The following is a 20,583-nucleotide window of genomic DNA, read 5'->3' on the forward strand; positions in this document are numbered from 1 at the left end:
GGCCGCGGCGCATCCGAACGGGGCCGTTCGACTGGTGAGGCGCCGATTGTAGGAGTGCGGCGCGTGCGCATTAACGCAGCTCCGGGGAAACGATAGTTGCAGCCGGAGTAACAATCTGTCGCATCCAGTGGAGGAAAATAGCGGTTCCGCTACAGGTTGCTCACAGGAATGGATACCCTACAAAACATGCGGGTGTTTTCGCGCGTCGTCGAGACGGGCAGCTTCACGGCCGCGGCGCAATCGCTGAATTCGACGACGGGCGCGATGTCGCGCGCGGTGTCGGAACTCGAGGCGCGGCTGCGCACCCGTCTGATGAATCGCTCGACACGCCGTCTCGCGCTCACGTCGGCCGGCGAAAGCTATCTGCGGCGCTGCCGCCAGATCCTCGCCGACGTCGACCGTGCGGAAGAAGAAGCGAGTTGCGCGCACGAACGGCCGGCCGGCGTGTTGCGCATGCACAGCTTCGCGAGCGTCGGTCACCACTACGTATTGCCCGCGCTGACGCGTTATCACGCGCAGTTCCCGGACGTGTCGATCGAGCTGTCGCTGTCGCAGCGCATGCCCGACCTGTTCGACGGCACCAGCGACATGGCCGTCGTGACCGCGTCGTCACTGCCCGATTCGGAACTCGTGTCGCACCTGCTCGGCTCCACGTTCAGCATCCTGTGCGCGTCGCCCGACTATGTGAAACGGCACGGTGCGCCGGCCCGTCCGCAGGATCTCGCCGCGCATGCGTGCCTGACGCTGTGCACGCCCGCGTTCCCGACGCACGAGTGGGTGCTCGAGGGCCCCGAAGGCGTCGAGCAGATCCACGTCTCGGGGCCGGTGCAGACCAATACGGCCGAATCGCTCGCACTGGCGATCCGCGACGGCATCGGGATCGGCATGCTGCCGCTGTACGCGGCGATCGACGCACTGCGCGACGGCACGCTCGTGCGCGTGCTGCCCGCGCACATCCTGCAGAAGATGAACGTGTACGCGCTGTATCCGTCGCGCCGTTTCGTCGATGCGAAGGTGCGGACCTGGGTCGAGATGCTGCGTGCGCAGGTGCCGGGCATGATCGCGCGCGACGTCGAGATGCTGAACGCGATCGACCGCGAACCGCAGGCTGCCTGAAGGCCTGCACGCCGGGCGCACACGGGGGCGCCGTGTCCTGTCCGGCTTCTTCACGCATGCGCGAGACGCGCGTTGCCCGCGGAACATCCCTCGCGCGGGCGAGGCGCGTCGTCACGTCGTCACGGCGCGGGCTTCGCCGCCGCGCCGGATTCGGTGGCCGGCTGGCCGGCCGGGCCGTACGCGGCCTGCGCGGCCTTGTGTTCCGCGAGGCGCTTCGCCTGCAGCCGTTGCTGCGCGGCCATGATGTCGTCCGGATAGTTGTCGGCTTCACCGCGCGCCGGGTTGTAGCCGACCGATTCCAGATCGATCAGTTCCTGCAGCACCTGCGCGCGCGTGACGGGCGCCTGTGCCTGCTGGGCGAACGACAGGGCCGGTGCGGCAAGCAGGACGGCAGCGGCGGCGGTAACGACGAGCGATTTCACGGGGTTCTCCTGAATACGGGGTAGGTGGACGGATCGATGCGTGATGCATGACCCGAGCCTTCGACGCCAGTCTACGTAGCGGTCGCACGCACAAAAACCCCGATTCCCGGCAGGCTGCCTTCCAGATGGAACAACATTGGCGGCGCATCGCGCGTGGCGCACGAACCGATGTTCCGTGCGCCACGCGCGACGCGGCATCACGCCGTTCAGAAGCGCGTGCGCATGCCGATCGTGCCGACGACCTGGTTCGCCGTGCTCGATGCGCCGCCCGACGTGTTGATGAACGCCTGGTAGCCGCGGCCCGACGCGTGCTGAAACATCGCTTCCGCGTACAGGTCGGTGCGGCGCGACAGCTTGTACACGGCCTGCAGGTCGACCTGGTGCCACTTCGGATCCGAGCCGTGCTTGCTGTCGGGATTCGACACGCTGGCGTCCGTGTACACGTAGGCGACGCCGAGGCTGACCGCCGGGGTGACCGCGTAGCGCACGTTCACGTCGTAGTTGTTGAATGCGACCTGGCCGGCGGCGCCGAACGAGCCCGTGTTGTCGTACTGCGAGCGCGTGTAGACGAAGCCGACCGTCGCCGGGCCGAACACGTAGCCGACGCCGCCGCCGTAGGCGCGCATGCGGTCCGAACCGATCGACCAGCCGCCCTGGTTCACGCTCTTTGCCTCGGCCGAATCGGTCGCGCCGGGGCTCGCGCTCGTCGAGCCCTTCGTGCCGTTCATCTGCAAGTACGCGCCGGCCAGCTTGAGCGGGCCGTTCGTGTAGCTCGCCGCGACGCTGTACGCGCGGTTGGCGCTGAAGTTCGTCGAGTTCGAGAACGCGTACATCGCGCCGACCTTGAAACCGGCGAGCGAATCGCTCGTGTACTTGACCGCGTTGTTGATGCGCAGCGAGTGGTTCAGGTTGTCGTTGTCGAACGGATGCGCGAAGCCTGCATCGCCGAAATCGCCGGCCGTCGCGGACAGCGGCGCGACGAAGTCGACCATCGTGTCGTACTGGCGGCCGAGCGTCAGCGTGCCGTAGCCGGCCTGGCTCAGGCCGACGTACGCGTGACGGCCGAACAGCTTGCCGTCTTGGCCGAGGCCGCCGTTGTTCACGTTGAAGCCGTTCTCGAGCACGAACAGCGCCTTCAGGCCGCCGCCGAGATCCTCGGTGCCGCGCAGGCCGAAACGGCTGCCGTTGACCGTGCCGCTGGCCATGCGCCACTGCGACGCGCCGTTCACGTTGTTGGTATAGGCGATGCCGGCGTCGATCAGGCCGTACAGCGTGACCGAGCTCTGCGCATGGGCGAGCGGCGCGAACAGGGCGGCCGCGCATGCACCGGCGATCAGGGTTTTTTTCATGGTGAAGCTCCTGCGTGTGGGACGGGAAACCAAAGTTCGGCGCAAGTATAGGAACGCCCTGCGCGCGCGCGGCCGCCGGCGCGGCGAGCGCACCTTTCCGGATCCGGCAAGAGTCCTTCACAAAACCGACATGTCGCGCGGCGTGCGCGCGAGGCCGGCGGTTTTCACGTGATCGCCGACGCCGGGCTTCCGTCCGGCCGTGGCCGGCTGTCGTGCCGACGCAACATGCGCGGCGCGTGCGCGCATCGATGTTTTTCATCCATACTGGTCACCGGGATCGCACGGCCGCCGGCGCCAATCGCGCGGCGCGCGTCATGCATACAACAAGGGGCCTCCACATGAATCTGTTCAACGTACGCTTGCGCGGCCGCGACGGCCTGTTCACGATCGGCATCGACGGCGGCACGATCGCGCGGATCGATGCGCAATCCGCGCCGATCGCGCCGATCGCGCCGGCGAACCCCGGCGATATCGACGGCGGCGGCCGGCTCGCGATTCCGCCGCTCGTCGAGCCGCATATCCACCTCGATGCGGTGCTGACGGCCGGCGAGCCGGCATGGAACATGAGCGGCACGCTGTTCGAGGGCATCGAGCGCTGGGCCGAACGCAAGGCGACGATCACGCACGAGGACACGAAAGCGCGCGCGCATGCGGCGATCGGCATGCTGCGCGACCACGGAATCCAGCACGTGCGCACGCACGTCGACGTGACCGATCCGACGCTCGCCGCGCTGAAGGCGATGCTGGAAGTGAAGGACGAGGCGCGCGGGCTGATCGACCTGCAGATCGTCGCGTTTCCGCAGGAGGGCATCGAATCGTTCGACGGCGGCCGCGCGTTGATGGAGCAGGCGATCGACCTCGGCGCGGATGTCGTCGGCGGCATTCCGCATTTCGAGAACACGCGCGAGCAGGGCGTCAGCTCGATCGGCTTCCTGATGGACCTCGCGGAACGCACCGGCTGCCTCGTCGACGTGCATTGCGACGAGACCGACGACCCGCATTCGCGCTTTCTGGAAGTGCTCGCCGAAGCCGCGCGCGTGCGCGGAATGGGCGCCCGCGTGACCGCGAGCCACACGACCGCGATGGGCTCGTACGACAACGCGTACTGCTCGAAGCTGTTCCGGCTGCTGAAGCGCGCGGGCCTGAACTTCATCTCGTGCCCGACCGAGAGCATCCACCTGCAAGGACGTTTCGATACGTTTCCGAAGCGGCGCGGCGTCACGCGCGTCGCCGAACTCGACCGCGCCGGGCTCAACGTGTGCTTCGGGCAGGATTCGATCAAGGATCCGTGGTATCCGCTCGGCAACGGCAACATCCTGCGCGTGCTCGACGCGGGCCTCCATATCTGCCACATGATGGGTTACGAGGACCTGCAGCGCTGCCTCGACTTCGTGACCGACCACAGCGCGACGGCGCTGCATCTCGGCGACGGCTACGGCATCGCGGCCGGGCGTCCGGCGAATCTCGTGGTGCTCGATGCGGACAGCGACTACGAAGCCGTGCGCCGGCAGGCGAAGGCCACGCTGTCGGTTCGCCACGGGAAGGTGATCATGCGGCGCGAACCGGAGCGCGTGACGTATCCGGACTGACGCGGAAGGCGGGGCGCACGGCCTCGTCCGATCGCATGTATTCATCGAATGCATGAGTTGATGCTAAAAATACGTTTGTCTCATGATCGGTGCGGGCCTACGATGCGGTCCTGACGACGGTGCGCGTGTTGCGCGCCGTCCTTTCGATCCCGTTCGCCGACCTCATGCGCCTCGATCTTCCGTCCGCTCCCGCATCCTCTCCGCCGCCTGCCAGCCCGTTCGCGCGGATGGCCGTCGTCACGGTCCTGACCGGTCTTGGCGCGGGCCTGGGCGGCATGCTGCTCGCGCTGCTGCTGCATGCGATCCAGCACATCGCGTACGGCTACAGCATCGCGCACGTGATCGGTTCCGAGAGCTTCCTCGGCGGGGTGACCGGCGCCGATCCGCTGCGCCGGGGCGCGGTGCTGACCGTCTGCGGAATCGTCGCCGGCGGCGGCTGGTGGGCGCTCTACCGGTATGGCCGGCCGCTCGTCAGCATCCGCCGCGCGGTGCGTGCGGCCGATCCGCGGATGCCGTTCGTCAGCACGACGGTTCACGCGCTGCTGCAGATCGTCACCGTTGCGCTCGGCTCGCCGCTGGGCCGCGAAGTCGCACCGCGCGAGATCGGTTCGCTGCTGGCCGGGCGGTTTGCGCACGCCGCGGGGCTCACGCCCGACGACTGCCGGCTGATGGTCGCGTGCGGCGCCGGCGCGGGCCTCGCGGCGGTCTACAACGTGCCGCTTGGCGGCGCGATCTTCGTGCTCGAAGTGCTGCTCGGCACGTTCGAGCTGCGTGCGCTGGTCGTCGCGGTCGTGACCTCGGCGATCGCGGCGGCCGTCGCGTGGATCGGCCTCGGCAACGAGCACCAGTACACGGTGCCGCCGTTCGTGCTGAGCACGCCGCTCGTCGCGTGGTCGATCGTCTGCGGGCCGCTGTTCGGTTTCGCCGCATACGGTTTCGTGCGGCTCACGACCCGCGCACGGGCGAACGCGCCGAAAGACTGGCGGCTGCCCCTGTTCGCGCTGGTCAATTTCGTGGTGATCGGTGTGCTCGCGATGGGGTTTCCTCAACTGCTCGGCAACGGTAAGGGGCCGGCGTCGCTGGGTTTCGACGGCACGCTGACGATCGGCCTGGCCGCTGCGTTGCTCGTGCTGAAGGTGCTGATCGAGGCAGGCAGCCTGCGGGCCGGCGCGGAGGGCGGGCTGCTGACGCCGGGCCTGGCGAACGGTGCACTGATCGGCGTCGTGCTCGGCGGTCTGTGGAGCCTCGTGTGGCCGGGCGCATCGATCGGCGGGTGTGCGCTGATCGGCGCGACCGCGTTCCTGGCCGCGTCGATGCAGATGCCGATCACGGCCGTGGTGCTGCTGCTCGAATTCACGCGCGCGAATCACGACAGCCTCGTGCCGATGCTGCTGGCCGTGGCCGGCTCGCTCGTTGCGTACCGGTTCGCGCAGCGGCTGGCGGAGCGACGGGCGAGTGCGGTTGCCGCCGTGAACGCGCCTGCGACGACGGCGCGCTGACGCGCCCGAGCGGCTGAGGGCGGGCCACGTCGTCTGTGTCGATTCGGCGTCGCTTACCGGGTCGCCGAGTTGTCGCGGCGCGGTGCGCGGGGTTCCTCGTGCTGCGTTTCGTGCAAAAGGGCCCGCGCTCGAGGTCATGGGATACGTCGTGACGACGCGCCAGTTTTCGGGCGCGGGGTGTGTGGCGCGGATGGATCTGTTCTGATCGAGCGGGGCGAGATCCGGGCGGCGTGCTTCGTCCGCATCTCGCCATCCCGGATCCGGCCCGCCGTCAGCCGTGCGATCGTGCGGCCCGGCGTTCGTGCCCGTGACGCAACGCGAGACTCGCGAACGCGGCGACGAGGAGCGCGGCGGCCAGCAGGGTCAGCCCGTTCTTCGCATTGCCGGTGGCCTGTTCGATCGCGCCGACGACGGTCGGCCCGACGAAGCCACCGAGCAACCCGCACGTATTCACGAGCCCGAGTCCGCCCGCCAGTGCGCTACCGGCCAGCCGCGACGCGGGAAACGTGAAGACGATCGACTGCACGACGAAGAACATCGATGCGGCCACGCACACGCACAGGAGCCCCGCAACCGGCGACGTATGCGCCGCGCCGACCATCCCGGCCGCCATCACGACCAGCCCCGCGCACAGCATCCGGCGCGCATGCCGTGACTCGCGTGCAAAGCGCGGCAGCGTTGCGGCGCCGCATGCGGCGGCGAGCCAGGGCAGCGCGGTCAACAACCCCACCGCGAACGGCGAGAAGCGTCCCGAGGCGCCGATGATGCCCGGCAGGAAGAAAATCACCGTATAGATGGTCAACTGGTGGCAGAAGTACACGAAGATCGCGAGCCAGATCTGCGGGTCGCGCAGTGCGGTGCCGAACGCATGCCCGCCGTGCGTGCCGACGCCCGCATCCTGCTCGGCGGCCAGCGTGCGTTCGAGTGCGCGCCCGGTCTCCGGGGCAAGCCACGGCGCGGTGCCCGGACGATCCGGCAACCGTGCCCACACGACGAAGGCGAGCAGGATCGCCGGAATCCCTTCGACGACGAACAGCCATTGCCAGCCGTGGAAACCGAGCGTGCCGTCGAGTTCGATCAGCGCGCCGGCCAGTGGGCCGCCGACGATGTTTGCGATGCACACCCCGAGCAGGAAGTAGCCGGTGGCGCGCGCACGCTCCTCGCGACCGAACCAGTACGTCAGGTACAGCATCACGCCGGGAAACAGCCCGGCTTCGGCGGCCCCGAGCAGCAGGCGCATCACGTAGAACGACGTCTCGCCGCGGACGAACGCCATCGCGATCGACAGCGCGCCCCAGGTGATCATGATCCGCGTGATCCAGAAGCGGGCACCGACGCGATGCATGATCAGGTTGCTCGGGATTTCGAAGAGCGCATAGGTCAGGAAGAACAGCCCCGCGCCGAGTCCGTACGCGGCCGATGAAATGCCGAGATCGACCCCCATCGAATGTTTGGCGAACGCGATGTTGGTGCGGTCGAGAAAGCTGATCACGTATGCGGCGATCAGCAACGGCATGAGTTTGCGGAACAGCAGCCGGTTCAGCGACGCGCTCGCGTCGCCGGCGGCGGAAGGCAGGGCCTGGGCGTGATGAGTGGACATGCGGACGACTCCGGTAAGGGCGAACCGGCGCGCACGGCAAGCACGGTGCGCCGCGTTCGGCAAATGCCGCTGCGGGGCATGCAGCGGATGGGCAGACGACGGAGCCGCGCCGGCGGCGCTCGAACGGAGCGGGGCGATGATGGGCGTCCGGGCGCCGGCCGGCTCGGGCCGGCGCCTTGTCACTGCGCTTGCGGGTTCGGGTGTCGGGGCGCGACCCGCGGTCAGAAATTCACCGCGTCGCCGCCCTTGAGTGCGAGCATCGCGCGCGCTTCGGCCGGTGTCGCGATCTCCAGCGATAGACCTTCGAGCACCTGGCGCATTTTCAGCACCTGCGCGGCGCTCGATTCCGCGAGCTTGCCCGGCGCGATCCACAGCGAATCCTCGAGCCCGACGCGCACGTTCGCGCCTTGTGCCGCGCCGATCGTCGCGAGCGGAATCTGGTTGCGGCCGGCACCGAGGATCGACCACACGTAGTCGCCGCCGAACAGGCGGTCGGCCGTGCGGCGCATGTGCATCAGGTCTTCCGGATGGGCACCGATCCCGCCGAGCAGGCCGAACACGCTTTGCACGAAGAACGGCGGCTTCGCGAGCCCGCGGTCGACAAAATGCGCAAGGTTGTACAGGTGCGAAATGTCGTAGCACTCGAATTCGAAACGCGTACCGTTCGCTCCGCAGCGCGTGAGGATCGTCTCGATGTCGGCGAAGGTGTTCTTGAACACCAGGTCGCGGCTCTTCTCGAGGTGTTCGCGTTCCCACGGATGCTTCAGCTCCCGAAAGCGCTCGAGCATCGGGTACAGCCCGAAGTTCATCGAGCCCATGTTCAGCGAAGCGACCTCGGGCTGGAAATGCAGCGCGGGCTGCAGCCGTTCGTCGACCGTCATGTGCGGGCTACCGCCCGACGTGAGGTTGATCACCGCGTCGGTTTGCGCCTTGATGCGCGGCAGGAATTCGGCGAACACCGCCGGATCCTGGGTCGGCTTGCCGTCGGACGGATGGCGCGCGTGGAGGTGCAGGATCGCCGCGCCGGCCTCGGCGGCCGCGACGGCGGCCGTTTCGATCTCGTGCGGCGTCACGGGCAGGTACGGCGACATCGACGGCGTGTGGATCGCGCCGGTGGGCGCACAGGTGATGATGACTTTGCGAGCGTTTGCCACGGATGGATTCCTTTCGGTGAACGATGCCGGGTGCGTCACAGCACTTCGACGTTGCCGCAGACGGAGATGGCCTGCCCCGTGATTCCGTGCCCGCCCGGCGAGCACAGGAACAGCGCGGTCGCGGCGATTTCGGCCGGGTCGGTCATGCGCCGCAGCGAGATCTTCTCGAGATAGCGCTTCTCCATTTCGTCGTAACCGATGCCCAGTTGCTGCGCGCGTGCGTCGATCACGCGGCGCATCCGCGGGCCACGCACGATGCCGGGCTGAATCGCATTCACGCGGATGCCGAGCGGGCCCAGTTCGATCGCGAGGCTCTTCACGAGGCCGACCACGGCCCATTTCGTCGCGGCGTACGGCGTGCGGAACGCGTAGCCGAGCCGCCCGGCGACCGACGACAACGCGATGATCGCGCCGCCATGTTTCGCGTCGCGCAGCAGCGGCACCGCACGGCGCGCGAACTGGAACTGTGCGTTCAGGTTGATCGCGACGGTTTGTTCCCACTGCACGGGGTCGATCTCGTCGATGCCGCCGGTCGGGCCGGCGATCCCCGCGTTGTTGACCAGCACGTCGAGGCCGCCGAGCGTTGCCGCGACGTCGTCGAACACGCGTTCGACGGCGGCCGGATCGGATACGTCCGCCAGCGTCGCGCTGATCGCACCGGCCCCGGCGCGCGGCGGCCGGTCGGCGAGTGCGGCCAGCGCGGCTGGCGACGCGTCGCACACATGCACGCGGGCGCCGCACTCGGCGAACGCGTCGGCGATGTCGAGGCCGATGCCCGATGCGCCGCCCGTCACGAGGACGCGCAGGCCGTCATAGGGTTTCAGCAGGTCGGAAGCTGTCATGCCGGGTTGTCTCCATCGTTGATGTTGTAGGATCGCAGCCGCCCGCGGCGGGCGGCCGCTACGGCTTTGCGTTCACGGTTCGCGGGGCCTGTTCGGCCCGCAAGGTTTCGGCGAGATCGTGTGCGGCGCCGCCGATGTCGAGCGCGATGCCGGCCCGCACGCCGGTGCCGTCGCGCCGTTCGAGGGCGTCGACGATCGCGCGGTGCGCGTCCATCGAGCGCCGCATGTGCGGGATGTCGAGCGCGACCATGTTCAGGAACGGCCCGACCCGCATCCACAAGTTCTCGACGATCGCGAGCGTGCTTTCGCTGGCGCCGTGCGCGTAGATCGCGCTGTGGAAGGCGAAATTGCTTTGCAGGTAAGCGCGCGAGCGGCCGGCTTCGACGTGCGCCTGCATCGTCTCGCAGGTCTTGCGCACGGCCGCGATCTGCGCGTCGCTCATTCGTTCGCACGCACGCTCGGCGATGCAGCCCTCGAGTGCGATCCGCACGTCGCGCAGTTCGTCGAGCATGTCGAGCGTCATCGGCGGCACGACGAGCGCGCGATTCGGGCCGTCGACCAGCGCGCGCTCGGCGCGCAGCCGCGTGAGCGCGGCGCGCACGGGCATCGTCGACGAACCGACCGCCTCGGCGACGCTGCGCAGGCTCAACGCCTGGCCGGGCGCGAAACGGCCGCTCATCAGCGCTTCGCGCAGTTGCTGGTAGACCTTGTCGGCCATCGTTTCCTGTTCGATGGCTTTCAGTGCGGGCGGGACGATACGAGGCGCCAAGGCGGGGTTCTCCTGGGTTTGATCTGCGATCTGTGATCACACTTGCGATAGGCGAAGTGTTGACGATGCGGCGGGCGGAGTCAAGACGAACGGGATCGGGGAAAACGCCGAGGAAGGGCAGACGAGGGTTGACGGCCAGGTACCGCTTCGGAGCATGCGCCGGACGTCATTCACGCACGGGTGGCGAAGCATCTGGCGCGGGATTATCGACATCCGGTCGTCGAAGCGGATGTCGGCGACGTGAAGTTCGACTACCTGAAGTGCGTCGATCTGTACCACGGCAGAGCACGGGACGCCGCGGCGAAACAACGCGTGTGCACCCGAACGGTACCTATCGGACCAAGAAGCCGCAGAAGCCGCGCTGACGATCAAACGCCGTCGTACACCGCGCCTTCCGCGCCACGAACCCTACTCGAGCGTCCTGATCGAATTGCTGATGCCGCGCGCGCAGTCGATCACGGCCGGCGCGAGCTTGCGGCGCGCGTCGTCGAAGGTCCAGCGGCTCGTCGGCGCAACCACGTGCACGGCCGCCACCGGCTGCCCCTGGCTGCCGAGCACGGGCGCCGCGATCGACATGTCGCCGATGAACAGTTCTTCCTGGTTGGTGGCGTAGCCTTCGCGCCGCGCGCCGTCGAGCAGCGCGACCAGTTCGTCGAGCGCCGTGACCGTGCGCGGCGTGTGCGGCGGGCGCGCCATGGCGTCGAGACGCGCGCGCGCGTCGCCGGGCGGCAGCGCGCTCAGGAATGCGCGGCCGCAGCCGGTGCAATACATCGGGATGCGGCTGCCGATCGGCATGTGGATCGGCACGAACTTCGTCGACACGAAACGCGCGACGTACACCATCTCGTCCTCGTCCGGCTCGGTGAGGTTGGTGGTTTCGCCGGTCAGGTTCGTGAGCTCCGACAGAAACGGATTCGCCACGTCGATCAGCGTATCGGCCGCGAGATAGTTGAAGCCGATCCGCATCACGTGCGGCGTGAGCTGGTAGCGCCGCGTAACCGGATGCTTGCGGATGTAGCCGAGCTTCTCGAGCGTATAGACCATGCGCTGCGCCGAGCTTTTCGTCATGCCCGCGGCGTCGGCCACTTCCGCCAGCGTCATCGTGCGCCGCTTCGCGCTGAACGCGCGCAACACGTTCAGCCCTTTCTCCAGCGACTGGTTGAACAGCAGGTCGTTTGACTGATCGGGCGACGTTTCCATGGGCAAGGGGCCGAATCGATTCGATAACGCATCATAGCGTATCGCATATCGATACTAAAAAATCTTTTCTCGATATTTTTGATTCGTTTTAAGATCGAGTCACCGTCGCAGTGTCGATCCGCGACCAGTCGGCGCACCGAAGTATTCGAGAAGGAGGCACCATGGTTTCGTTCATCAAGCGGTTCGGCGCACTGGCCGCCGGTTTCGCCACCTGCATCGCGCTCGGCGCGGCATCGCCCGGCGCCGCCGCGGCCGAGCCGACGCTGAAGGTCGGCGCGACGGCCACTGGCGTGCCGTTCACGTTTCTCGACGTCAAGAGCAATTCGATCCAGGGGATGATGGTCGATGCGATCACCGCGGCCGGGCAGTCGGCCGGCTTTCGCGTCGACGTGCAGCAGACCGTGTTCTCGGCGCTGATCCCGTCGCTCACCACGCAGAAGATCGACATCATCTCGGCCGCGATGCTGAAGACGCCGGCGCGCCAGCAGGTCGTCGACTTTTCCGACACGGTCTATTCGTTCGGCGAAGGCCTGATCGTGAAGGCGGACGACCCGGGCCGCTACACGTCGATGGACGATTTCAAGGGGCAGGTGGTCGGCGCGCAGGTCGGTACGGCGTTCGTCGACGCGCTCAACAAGAAGGGCATCTTCAAGGAAGTCCGGACCTACGATTCGATCGCGGACATCATGCGCGACGTCGCGCTCGGGCGCATCAAGGCCGGCTTCGCCGACCAGCCGATCGTCGCGTACCAGATCGAACACGGCGTCAACCGTCAGGTGCGGCTCGTGCCCGAATACCAGAGCGTCGTGAAGGGGCAGGTCTGCTTCATCGTGCGCAAGGGCGACACGGCAACGCTCGAGCAGCTCAACGGCGCGATCCGCAAGATGAAGAGCGACGGCACGCTGCAGCAGATCCTGCAGAAGTGGCACATGAGCTGAGCGCCCGTCCGGGAGGCCCGGACGGTATCGCCCGCGTGTCGCGGGCACCCACTGCGGCGCGTCGCCAGGTCGTCGCATAGGAGACCTCATGTTTTTTCAGAACGCGATCGATTTCCTGCCGATCCTGCTGAAGGGCGCGGTGGTCACGATCGAGATCACCGCATGCGCGTTCGTGCTCAGCTCGGTGCTCGGGCTGATCCTCGCATTGCTGAAGGTGTCGCGCAACCGTGTCGTGGCGACGGCCGGCAGCACGGTCGTCAACGTGATCCGCGGGCTGCCGATCATCGTGCAGCTGTTCTACATGTACTTCGTGCTGCCCGATCTCGGCATCCAGCTGTCGGCGTTCCAGGCCGGCGTGCTCGGCCTCGGCATCGCGTACTCCGCCTACCAGGCGGAAAACTTCCGCGCCGGCATCGAGGCGATCGACCGCGGCCAGATCGAGGCCGCGCACGCGATCGGCATGCGCGGCCCGATGATCATGCGGCGCGTGGTGTTGCCGCAGGCGTTCCGCATCGCGCTGCCGCCGTACGGCAACACGCTCGTGATGCTGCTGAAGGATTCATCGGTCGCATCGACGATCACGGTCGCGGAGATCACGCGCGCCGGGCAGCTGATCGCGTCGTCGACGTTCCAGAACATGAGCGTCTATACGCTCGTCGCGTTGCTGTACCTCGCGCTGGGCTTGCCGCTGATGTTCGGCGTGAACCGGCTCGGCAAGCGGCTCTCGCTGAGGAGAAGCACATGATCCGGATCGATGCGATACACAAGCGTTTCCAGCAGCACGCCGTGCTGAAGGGCGTGAGCCTCGACGTGCAGCAGGGTGAGGTCGTGTGCCTGATCGGGCCGTCCGGCTCGGGCAAGTCGACCGTGCTGCGCTGTATCAACGGCTTCGAGACTTACGACGAAGGGTCGATCACGATCGACGGCGTGAAGGTCGATGCGCATTCGAAACGCATTCACGAGTTGCGGATGCGGGTCGGCATGGTCTTCCAGCGCTTCAACCTGTTCGCGCACCGCACGGCGCTCGAGAACGTGATGGAGGGGCCCGTCCACGTGCGGCGCAGGCCGGCCGCGCAAGCGCGCGAGCAGGCCCGCGCGCTGCTCGACAAGGTCGGGCTCGCGCACCGGATGAACGCATACCCGTCCGAACTGTCGGGCGGGCAGCAGCAGCGCGTCGCGATCGCACGCGCGCTCGCGATGGAGCCGCAGGCGATCCTGTTCGACGAACCGACCTCGGCGCTCGACCCCGAACTCGTCGGCGAGGTGCTCGGCGTGATGCGCGGGCTCGCGCGCGACGGCATGACCATGGTGGTCGTCACGCACGAAATGGCGTTCGCCCGCGAGGTGGCCGATCGCGTGTGCTTCCTGCACGACGGCACCATCTGCGAAAGCGGCGCCGCGCGCGACGTGCTCACGCAGCCGAAGCATCCCCGCACGCAGGAATTCCTGCGTCGCCTGCTGGCGTCGGACGACGCCGCCAACCCGGATCGAACATGAGTGCAAGGAACGCGGCACCCGGATGGCCCGACACGCAGTGGCCCGATTCGCTGTGGGCGGCGACCGCCGCGCCGGCGCCCGATACCCCCGCGCTCGATGCGTCCGCGTCGTGCGACGTCGCGATCGTCGGCGCCGGCTTCACCGGCCTGTCGACCGCGCTCCACCTGGCCGAACGCGGCGTGAACGTGCGCGTGATCGACGGCGCGCAGCCGGGCTGGGGGGCGTCGGGCCGCAACGGCGGGCAGGTGATTCCGGGCCTGAAATACGATCCCGACGAACTGATCCGCCGGTTCGGCGACGAGGCCGGCGAGCAGCTTGCCGGCGTGGTCGGCGGGGCGGCCGACACGGTGTTCGACCTGATCGCGCGGCACGCGATCGATTGCGACGCGCGTCGCCACGGCTGGATCCAGCCGGCGCCGACCGCCGCGATGCTCGAGACGGTCGCGCGGCGCGCACAGCAATGGGCCGCGCGGGGCGCGCCGGTCGAACTGCTCGGTCGCGACGACGTCGCGCGCCGGCTCGGCACCGGCGCCTACGCGGGCGGCTGGATCGATCGCCGCGCGGGCAGCGTGCAGCCGCTCAGCTATACGCGCGGCCTCGTGCGCGCCGCACAGGCGAGCGGGGCGGTCGTGCACGGGCTGACGCGCGCCGTCGGGCTGACGCGTGCCGGCGGTCGCTGGCAGGTCGCGACCGCCGGCGGCGCGACGGTATCGGCCGACCGCGTCGTGCTCGCGACCAATGGCTATACCGACGGACTGTGGCCCGGCTTGCGCCAGTCGGTGATCGCCGCGAACAGCTTCATCGTCGCGACGCAACCGCTCGCGCCGGAACTCGGCCGCGACATTCTCGCCGGCGGCGAAGTCGCATCGGATGCGCGGCGCCTGCTGCTGTACTTCCGGCGCGATGCGGCGGGACGCCTGCTGATGGGCGGTCGCGGCCCGTTCGCGGAACCGCGTGCGGCGAGCGACTGGCGCCATCTCGAGCGTGCGGCGACGCTGCTGTATCCGCAACTCAAGGGCGTCCGGTTCGAATACCGCTGGGCCGGACGCGTCGCGATCACCGCGGATTTCATGCCGCACGTGCACGAGCCGGCGCCGGGCGTGACGATCGCGCTCGGCTACAACGGGCGCGGCATCGCGATGGCGACGACGCTCGGCAAGCATCTGGCCGCGCACCTGTCGGGCGACGCGCAACTGCCGCTGCCGTTCCGCGTCACGCCGATCCGGCCGATTCCGTTTCACGGGCTGCAGCGCTTCTATATCGCGGCCGGCGTGGCCTGGTACCGGCTGCTCGACAGCCTGTCGTAACGCAGGCGGGAAGCAGGATCGCCAACCGTCGTCCGATCGGGCAGAATCGACACTCCCAGTTTCCGCCGACGGATGCCGCATGACCGATCCGAACGAATCGCCCGGCCGCCGCGCCTATGCGAGCTTCGCGCAACGCTACGCGGACATCGCGCCGACGAAGGCGCACAACGCGCTGTACGAACGGCCGGCGACGCTGGCGCTGCTCGGCGACGTCGACGGCCTGACGGTGCTCGACGCCGGGTGCGGCCCCGGCATCTGCAGCGAACACTTGGCGCACCGCGGCGCGACCGTGCATGCGTTCGACGTCACGCCGGAGATGGTCGCGCTCGCGCGAACGCGCTGCGACGGCCTCGCGGTCGACATCGTGGAAGGCGACCTGGAGGCGCCGCTCGCGTGGCTGCCGGATCATGCGGTCGACAAGGTGCTGTGCTCGCTCGCGCTCGACTACGTGCGCGATCTCGCGCCGACGCTGCGCGAATTCAGGCGCATCGCGCGCCCCGGCGCGACGCTCGTGTTCTCGATGGCGCATCCGATGCGCGACTGGATGGACGAACGGACGCGCGGGGAAGGCACGTACTTCGACACATCACGCTTCGGTTTCCACTGGTCGGGGTTCGGCGAGCCGAGGCCCTACGTCGAAGCCTGGCGGCGGCCGCTGGCCGACATCCTGAATGCGCTCGCCGACGGCGGCTGGCGGCTCGAACGGTTCGTCGAACCGAAGCCGCTGCCGGAGATGAAGGCGGCGTCGGAACGGCTCCACGCGGAGCTGTCGCTGGCGCCGGCCTTCCTGTGCATCCGCGCGCGCCGCTGATGCGGCGCGACGCCCGAGCGGCGTTCAGTGCCGTGCCGGCTCGTCGTTCAGCGTGCCGAGAAACGCCTCGATGTCCTTGATGTCCTGCGCGGTCATCGCGGGCTTGTCGCCCGGCTTGCGGTCGAACGGCGCGTCGGTCACGTCGACGTTCGCGCGATATTTCGGCGGGAGGTCGTCGTACTCGTCGACCTTGCCGTCCGCGCCGCGCGAATAGAACTTCTGCGGCGAGATGCTGCGCTCGTTGTAGAACGCCATCACCTGGTCGAGCGTATGGAACACGCCGTTGTGGAAGAACACGCGGCGCGTCGCCGAGTTGCGCAGCGTCGGCGTCAGGAACATCCCGCAATACTGCGTCTGGTCCTTCAGGTCGTCGCGGAACGGTCCGCACACGCCGAGATCGTGGAACGCCGGGTTGCGGTTCTGCGCAAGCGCCTGATTGCGCGGCGCACCGAGCGCCTCGTACTGGTAATCGGTGAACATCGGCGGCAACCCGTCCTTGCCGGGTTTCGACAGATGGCAGCCCGCGCAATTCGCCTTGTCCGGATCGTTGAACAGGCGCAGGCCGCGCAGCTCGGCCTGCGTGAGGCGCGCGCGGCCTTCGAGCCAGCGGTCGTACTTGCTGTTGTACGGATGGAACGACGGATCCTCGACCTGGTAGCGCGCGATCGCGAACATCGCCTCCGACACCGCGAGCTGCGGGCTGTCGAACACGCGCGCGCCGAACAGTTGCACCAGTTGCGCGCGGTGCGACGACTGCGCGAGCTTGCGCGCCACGTCGTCGATGCTCGCGTTCGCCATCTCGACCGGATTCAGCAGCGGGCCGAACGCCTGCTGCTGCAGCGTGTCGGCGCGGCCGTCCCAGAACATCCCGCCTTGCGGCACGAGCTGCGGCGCGGCCGACGTGCCGGCCACCTTCTGCGCCTTGACGACGCCGGCCGCCGACGCGGCCTGCTGCGCGACGCTCGGCGCGGCGTCGTTTTCACCGGCATCCGGGCCGATGCTGAAGTTCGGCTGGCGGTACAGGTACATCAGCGACGGCGGCGGGCGATAGCCCTGCTGCGTCATCGCGAGGCCGCCCGGCTGCACGTCGAGCGCATTCGGCGGCCCGTACGCGTGGTCGGGGCTGTGGCACGACGCGCACGACTGCTTGCCCGACGCGGACAGCGACGGATCGTGGAACAGCGCGCGCCCGAGCTGCGCGACCGCCGACAGCGGCTGCGCGGCGGGCCGCTGCAGCACGACCGGATGCGGGTTCGCGCCGGTCCAGTCGGCGACGACGGTGCCGATGGCCGCCGGCACCCGCGCGGGAAACGCGATCGCGAACGCGCCGTAGCCGAGCACGGCCGCGCCGAACACGAACGCCGCGCGGCGCGGCAGGCGGGAAGGGGCGCGCGGCGCGGGGGTGCCGGAGGCGTCGGAAGAGGGGAACGCGGGTCGGGCTGTCATGCTGTCGATCGGAACTCGGGCGCCGCTCGACGCGGCGCGTTAAATGGAAACGGCCGGCGCGCGAGGCGCCGGCCATGCGGTCGGGCAGGCGACGCTCAGATCGCCGGTGCGGCGCTCAGTGCGGTGCCGAGCGTCGGGTCGAGGTACAGCGGCGTCGTGTTCGGCTTCGACGTGAAGTCGAACAGGTTGCGCAGGTCGCCCGCGGTCGCATCGAACGAACCGCCGCCGATGCGCTGGCCGCCGAGCCAGTTGTCCTCGATGAAGCGCACGACGGACGCCTGGTCGAGCATCGTGTGGTCGACGTAGTTCTGCTTCGCATACGGCGAGATCACGACCAGCGGAATGCGCACGCCCGGGCCGCAACGGCCGTTCACGGTCGCGCCGTTCACGCCGGTGGTGCCGCCCGTGCCGCACTTGCCGGCGCCGTTGACCTGGTCGACCGGGTCCGACGATGCGTGCGTCGGCGCCGTGTACACGTGGTCGTACCAGCCGTCCGAGTCGTCGTACGTGACGATCACGGCCGTGTTCTGCCAGTCCGGCTGCTGCTGCAGGAAGTTGACGACCTTGGTCACGAACGCCTGCTCGTCGAGCGGATCCGAATAGCCCGCATGCCCGTCCTGCGCGGCCGGCGCCTTCAGGTAGCTGACCGACGGGAAGTTGCCGGCCTTCACGGCGGCGAAGAAGTCGTCCGTGTCGTACTGGTGGTTCGCCGGCTCGGCGGTCTTGCCGTCGGCCTGGAAGCTCGAACCGATCGCCGCGACCGAGCTCGGGCGCGTGTGCTGCGGGTTCGCGGTCGACGCGTAGTACTGGAACCAGTTGTGGTGCGGGATGTAGTCGGCCGTCGCGGCGTTCACGGCGGTGGCGACCGTGCTGCGCGCGCAGCCCGTCGTACCGTTGCCGTTCGTCGTCGACAGGTTGAAGCCGCCCATGAAGCCGCCCCACGTGATCTTCGCGCCGTTCAGCAGGTCGCCGATGTTCTTGCCCGTCATCATCGCCTGGTCGGTCGTGCTCGAGCACACGTCGAAGCCCGGGTCGACGTCGTTGATCATCGTGAAGCCGCCCTGGCCGTCATTGATGTAGTACGAGCTGGCCGCGAGCGTCGACGGCTGCTTCGACGTCTTGACGATCTGCATCCCGTTGGTCTGGCCGGATACCACGTTCAGCGCGCCGGGCGTCGACGGGCCGTAGACCGTCGTGAACGTGTTGTCGCTCATCGCGAAGCGCTGCGCGTAGTTCCACAGCGCGGTCACGGTGTTGCCGTCGAAGTAGCCCATCACCTGGCCCTTCGTGCCGAACGCGCCGGCGCCACCGGACGAGCCCTTGCCGGTGTACTTCGGGAACAGGTCGGCGAGGCCGTTGTCCTCGGCCTGCTGCTCGGCCGTGTACGCGTGGTTCTGGTCGGCGGTCGCGGCCTGCGTGCGGTCGAGGCGGAACGGGTTCGCCGCGTCGGTGCCGTTGGCCGTGTTCGTGAAGTTCGGGTTCGCGGTCAGCAGCGTGCCCGTCAGCCCGTTCGACGTCGGCGTGCCCGCTTTCGCGGTGAACGCCGGTTCGCCCGACGGGTTCGTCGCGTTCGGATAGGTGCCGAAGTAGTGGTCGAACGAGATGTTCTCGCCGTAGATCACGACCACGTGCTTGATCGGCGTGGCGGTCTGCAGCGCATCCTGCGACGACACGGCGGGCGTCGACGTGGGATCGTCGCTGCCGCCGCAGGCGAACAGCGCCAGCGCCGCGGCTGCGCAGGCGGTGACGAGCAAGGCTTGACGGAACATCGGGAAACTCCAGGTAAGGTCTTCGAGGGTGGGGCGCGGCTCCGTCGCCGTGGCGTGTCGGTCGGCGCGGAGCGCGTGAGAGAGCACGCGCATTGAAACAGCCGCATATGAAGATATGGGGACGGAGTGGTTTCGTGACGGTTGCACCGCGGTATCGATTCCATTACGCCGGCACGAGGCGCGAAAGAGAACGGAAAGGGGCAGACCGCGTGCGGCCGCCGCGGCAGGTGCCGCGGCGCGGCGGGCCGCGGCCGCCGATGCCGCGCCGGGCGGGGCGGCGCACGGCCGGCGGGCGCGTTCGCGCCGCCGTGCACGCCGACGTTTTTGACAATCCGGTGACGGATTCATACGATGAACGCCCTGCGGCGACGATCGACGTCGGCGCGCGTCTGCGAGTATTCATCGTGCCGATTCCCGTCCTGTTTGCCGTGCTGTGCGCCGCGTTCCTCCATGCGGCGTGGAACGCGCTGGTCCGCGGCAGCGGCGACCGGCTGCGTTCGGCCACCGTGCTGCAGATCGCGATCGGGCTGTTCGCGCTGCTGTTCCTGCCGGCCGCCGCGCCTATTTCAGCGTCGAGCTGGTTGTGCGTCGTCGCGTCGGCGGTGCTGCACGTCGTCTACACGTTGCTGCTCGTGCGCGCGTACGAGCATGGCGACCTGACCGTCGCGTATCCGGTCGCGCGCGGCACCGCGCCGCTGCTCGTCACGCTCGGCGCGGCGGCGTTCGCGGGCGAGCGGCTGAACGTCGGCGCGCAAGGCGGGCTCGTGCTGATCTGCGCGGGCATCCTGGCGATCGGGCTGGATCGCGGACGCGGCGCAACGCATCCGATCGCGAGGGTGCTGCCGACCGCGTTCGCGACCGGCGTGTCGATCGCGGCGTACAGCGTGGTCGACGGGATCGGCGTGCGCGAGAGCGGCAACACGGTCGGCTATACCGCGTGGATGTTCGTGCTGACGGGGGCGATGATGGCCGCGTACTACCGGCTGCGCGCGGGGCCGTTGCGGCTGACGCAGGCGGTCGGCGAAACGGCGAAGGCCGCATGCGGCGGGGTGTTCGCCGCGCTTGCGTACGGCATCGTCATCTGGGCGATGGACCGGGCGCCGATGGGGCCGGTGTCGGCGCTGCGCGAGACGAGCGTGGTGTTCGCGGCGCTGATCGCGCGCGTGTATCTCGGCGAGCGGCTGACGCCGCGCCGGGCGGCAGGGTGCATGGTGATTGCTTGCGGGGCGTTGTTGATCAGTGCGTTCGAGGCGGTGCGGTGAGCATTGACGATAG

Annotated in this window: 18 protein-coding genes and 1 pseudogene; 10 read left to right on the forward strand and 9 right to left on the reverse strand. The window is 68.6% G+C overall.

The window, feature by feature from the left end; genetic code table 11:
* The first annotated feature begins 168 nt into the window (after positions 1 to 168).
* On the forward strand, positions 169 to 1,116 hold the full coding sequence (locus tag WJ12_RS27140; protein WP_034191449.1) for a LysR family transcriptional regulator: 948 nt from the start codon (positions 169 to 171) through the stop codon (positions 1,114 to 1,116).
* 119 nt (positions 1,117 to 1,235) lie between these two features.
* On the opposite strand, the gene WJ12_RS27145 is transcribed toward WJ12_RS27140, so the two are convergent.
* Positions 1,236 to 1,538: a DUF4148 domain-containing protein gene (locus WJ12_RS27145; RefSeq protein WP_059556501.1), complete on the reverse strand. Its 303-nt coding sequence runs from the start codon at positions 1,536 to 1,538 to the stop codon at positions 1,236 to 1,238.
* 206 nt (positions 1,539 to 1,744) lie between these two features.
* On the reverse strand, positions 1,745 to 2,887 hold the full coding sequence (locus tag WJ12_RS27150) for a porin (RefSeq protein WP_034191447.1): 1,143 nt from the start codon (positions 2,885 to 2,887) through the stop codon (positions 1,745 to 1,747).
* A 338-nt stretch (positions 2,888 to 3,225) separates the two neighbouring features.
* On the opposite strand from WJ12_RS27150, the gene codA reads away from it, so the two are divergent.
* Entirely contained in the window at positions 3,226 to 4,476 is a 1,251-nt protein-coding gene (gene codA / locus WJ12_RS27155; protein ID WP_059556502.1) for a cytosine deaminase, read from the forward strand.
* A 164-nt stretch (positions 4,477 to 4,640) separates the two neighbouring features.
* Positions 4,641 to 5,975: a chloride channel protein gene (locus WJ12_RS27160; RefSeq protein WP_059556706.1), complete on the forward strand. Its 1,335-nt coding sequence runs from the start codon at positions 4,641 to 4,643 to the stop codon at positions 5,973 to 5,975.
* A gap of 271 nt (positions 5,976 to 6,246) precedes the next feature.
* Here the strand turns inward: WJ12_RS27160 and WJ12_RS27165 are convergent, their stop codons facing one another.
* The 4 genes from WJ12_RS27165 to WJ12_RS27180 all read right to left on the reverse strand — a co-directional run bounded on the left by WJ12_RS27165 (position 6,247) and on the right by WJ12_RS27180 (position 10,340).
* Positions 6,247 to 7,575: an MFS transporter gene (locus tag WJ12_RS27165; RefSeq protein ID WP_059556503.1), complete on the reverse strand. Its 1,329-nt coding sequence runs from the start codon at positions 7,573 to 7,575 to the stop codon at positions 6,247 to 6,249.
* Positions 7,576 to 7,796: 221 nt separating this feature from the next.
* A complete protein-coding gene (gene kce / locus WJ12_RS27170; protein ID WP_034191444.1) occupies positions 7,797 to 8,729 on the reverse strand; it encodes a 3,5-dioxohexanoate:acetyl-CoA acetone transferase in 933 nt (310 codons plus the stop codon).
* 35 nt (positions 8,730 to 8,764) lie between these two features.
* The gene (locus WJ12_RS27175; protein WP_034191443.1) at positions 8,765 to 9,571 is read right to left on the reverse strand and encodes an SDR family oxidoreductase; all 807 of its coding nucleotides are present in this window, start codon (positions 9,569 to 9,571) and stop codon (positions 8,765 to 8,767) included.
* A 58-nt stretch (positions 9,572 to 9,629) separates the two neighbouring features.
* Positions 9,630 to 10,340: a GntR family transcriptional regulator gene (locus tag WJ12_RS27180; protein ID WP_059556504.1), complete on the reverse strand. Its 711-nt coding sequence runs from the start codon at positions 10,338 to 10,340 to the stop codon at positions 9,630 to 9,632.
* A gap of 180 nt (positions 10,341 to 10,520) precedes the next feature.
* Here WJ12_RS27180 and WJ12_RS36935 point away from each other — a divergent pair.
* Positions 10,521 to 10,568: pseudogene (locus tag WJ12_RS36935) on the forward strand (hypothetical protein); the annotation flags it as partial.
* 180 nt (positions 10,569 to 10,748) lie between these two features.
* On the opposite strand, the gene WJ12_RS27185 reads toward WJ12_RS36935, so the two are convergent.
* Complete coding sequence (locus WJ12_RS27185) at positions 10,749 to 11,540, reverse strand: IclR family transcriptional regulator (protein ID WP_034191441.1); 792 nt, start codon at positions 11,538 to 11,540, stop codon at positions 10,749 to 10,751.
* A gap of 161 nt (positions 11,541 to 11,701) precedes the next feature.
* Here WJ12_RS27185 and WJ12_RS27190 point away from each other — a divergent pair, with 161 nt between their 5' ends.
* The 5 genes from WJ12_RS27190 to WJ12_RS27210 all read left to right on the forward strand — a co-directional run bounded on the left by WJ12_RS27190 (position 11,702) and on the right by WJ12_RS27210 (position 16,093).
* Positions 11,702 to 12,478: an ABC transporter substrate-binding protein gene (locus tag WJ12_RS27190; RefSeq protein ID WP_034191440.1), complete on the forward strand. Its 777-nt coding sequence runs from the start codon at positions 11,702 to 11,704 to the stop codon at positions 12,476 to 12,478.
* 88 nt (positions 12,479 to 12,566) lie between these two features.
* Positions 12,567 to 13,223 carry an amino acid ABC transporter permease gene (locus WJ12_RS27195; RefSeq protein ID WP_034191439.1) on the forward strand — a complete coding sequence of 219 codons (657 nt, stop codon included), beginning with the start codon at positions 12,567 to 12,569 and terminating at the stop codon, positions 13,221 to 13,223.
* Positions 13,220 to 13,975, forward strand: coding sequence for an amino acid ABC transporter ATP-binding protein (locus WJ12_RS27200; protein ID WP_059556505.1), 756 nt, complete (start codon positions 13,220 to 13,222; stop codon positions 13,973 to 13,975). The genes WJ12_RS27195 and WJ12_RS27200 overlap by 4 nt, the downstream gene beginning before the upstream one ends.
* A complete protein-coding gene (locus WJ12_RS27205) occupies positions 13,972 to 15,282 on the forward strand; it encodes an NAD(P)/FAD-dependent oxidoreductase (RefSeq protein ID WP_059556506.1) in 1,311 nt (436 codons plus the stop codon). Before WJ12_RS27200 ends, WJ12_RS27205 begins: the two co-directional genes overlap by 4 nt.
* A 79-nt stretch (positions 15,283 to 15,361) precedes the next feature.
* Complete coding sequence (locus WJ12_RS27210; protein ID WP_059556507.1) at positions 15,362 to 16,093, forward strand: class I SAM-dependent methyltransferase; 732 nt, start codon at positions 15,362 to 15,364, stop codon at positions 16,091 to 16,093.
* Positions 16,094 to 16,117: 24 nt separating this feature from the next.
* On the opposite strand, the gene WJ12_RS27215 is transcribed toward WJ12_RS27210, so the two are convergent.
* On the reverse strand, positions 16,118 to 17,539 hold the full coding sequence (locus WJ12_RS27215; protein ID WP_059556508.1) for a cytochrome-c peroxidase: 1,422 nt from the start codon (positions 17,537 to 17,539) through the stop codon (positions 16,118 to 16,120).
* A 95-nt stretch (positions 17,540 to 17,634) separates the two neighbouring features.
* Complete coding sequence (locus WJ12_RS27220; RefSeq protein ID WP_034191434.1) at positions 17,635 to 19,308, reverse strand: phospholipase C; 1,674 nt, start codon at positions 19,306 to 19,308, stop codon at positions 17,635 to 17,637.
* A 404-nt stretch (positions 19,309 to 19,712) separates the two neighbouring features.
* On the opposite strand from WJ12_RS27220, the gene WJ12_RS27225 reads away from it, so the two are divergent.
* Entirely contained in the window at positions 19,713 to 20,570 is an 858-nt protein-coding gene (locus tag WJ12_RS27225; protein ID WP_059556707.1) for an EamA family transporter, read from the forward strand.
* Positions 20,571 to 20,583: the final 13 nt, after the last annotated feature.

Origin of the sequence: Burkholderia seminalis (assembly GCF_001718535.1) — a bacterium.
Taxonomy (GTDB): domain Bacteria; phylum Pseudomonadota; class Gammaproteobacteria; order Burkholderiales; family Burkholderiaceae; genus Burkholderia; species Burkholderia seminalis.

Coding starts and splice junctions, on each gene's coding strand:
- WJ12_RS27140 (WP_034191449.1), top strand. CDS start 169: ATGGATACCCTACAAAACATGCGGGTGTTTTCGCGCGTCGTCGAGACG.
- WJ12_RS27150 (WP_034191447.1), bottom strand. CDS start 2,887: ATGAAAAAAACCCTGATCGCCGGTGCATGCGCGGCCGCCCTGTTCGCG.
- codA (WP_059556502.1), top strand. CDS start 3,226: ATGAATCTGTTCAACGTACGCTTGCGCGGCCGCGACGGCCTGTTCACG.
- WJ12_RS27160 (WP_059556706.1), top strand. CDS start 4,641: ATGCGCCTCGATCTTCCGTCCGCTCCCGCATCCTCTCCGCCGCCTGCC.
- WJ12_RS27165 (WP_059556503.1), bottom strand. CDS start 7,575: ATGTCCACTCATCACGCCCAGGCCCTGCCTTCCGCCGCCGGCGACGCG.
- WJ12_RS27175 (WP_034191443.1), bottom strand. CDS start 9,571: ATGACAGCTTCCGACCTGCTGAAACCCTATGACGGCCTGCGCGTCCTC.
- WJ12_RS27185 (WP_034191441.1), bottom strand. CDS start 11,540: ATGGAAACGTCGCCCGATCAGTCAAACGACCTGCTGTTCAACCAGTCG.
- WJ12_RS27190 (WP_034191440.1), top strand. CDS start 11,702: ATGGTTTCGTTCATCAAGCGGTTCGGCGCACTGGCCGCCGGTTTCGCC.
- WJ12_RS27195 (WP_034191439.1), top strand. CDS start 12,567: ATGTTTTTTCAGAACGCGATCGATTTCCTGCCGATCCTGCTGAAGGGC.
- WJ12_RS27200 (WP_059556505.1), top strand. CDS start 13,220: ATGATCCGGATCGATGCGATACACAAGCGTTTCCAGCAGCACGCCGTG.
- WJ12_RS27205 (WP_059556506.1), top strand. CDS start 13,972: ATGAGTGCAAGGAACGCGGCACCCGGATGGCCCGACACGCAGTGGCCC.
- WJ12_RS27210 (WP_059556507.1), top strand. CDS start 15,362: ATGACCGATCCGAACGAATCGCCCGGCCGCCGCGCCTATGCGAGCTTC.
- WJ12_RS27215 (WP_059556508.1), bottom strand. CDS start 17,539: ATGACAGCCCGACCCGCGTTCCCCTCTTCCGACGCCTCCGGCACCCCC.
- WJ12_RS27220 (WP_034191434.1), bottom strand. CDS start 19,308: ATGTTCCGTCAAGCCTTGCTCGTCACCGCCTGCGCAGCCGCGGCGCTG.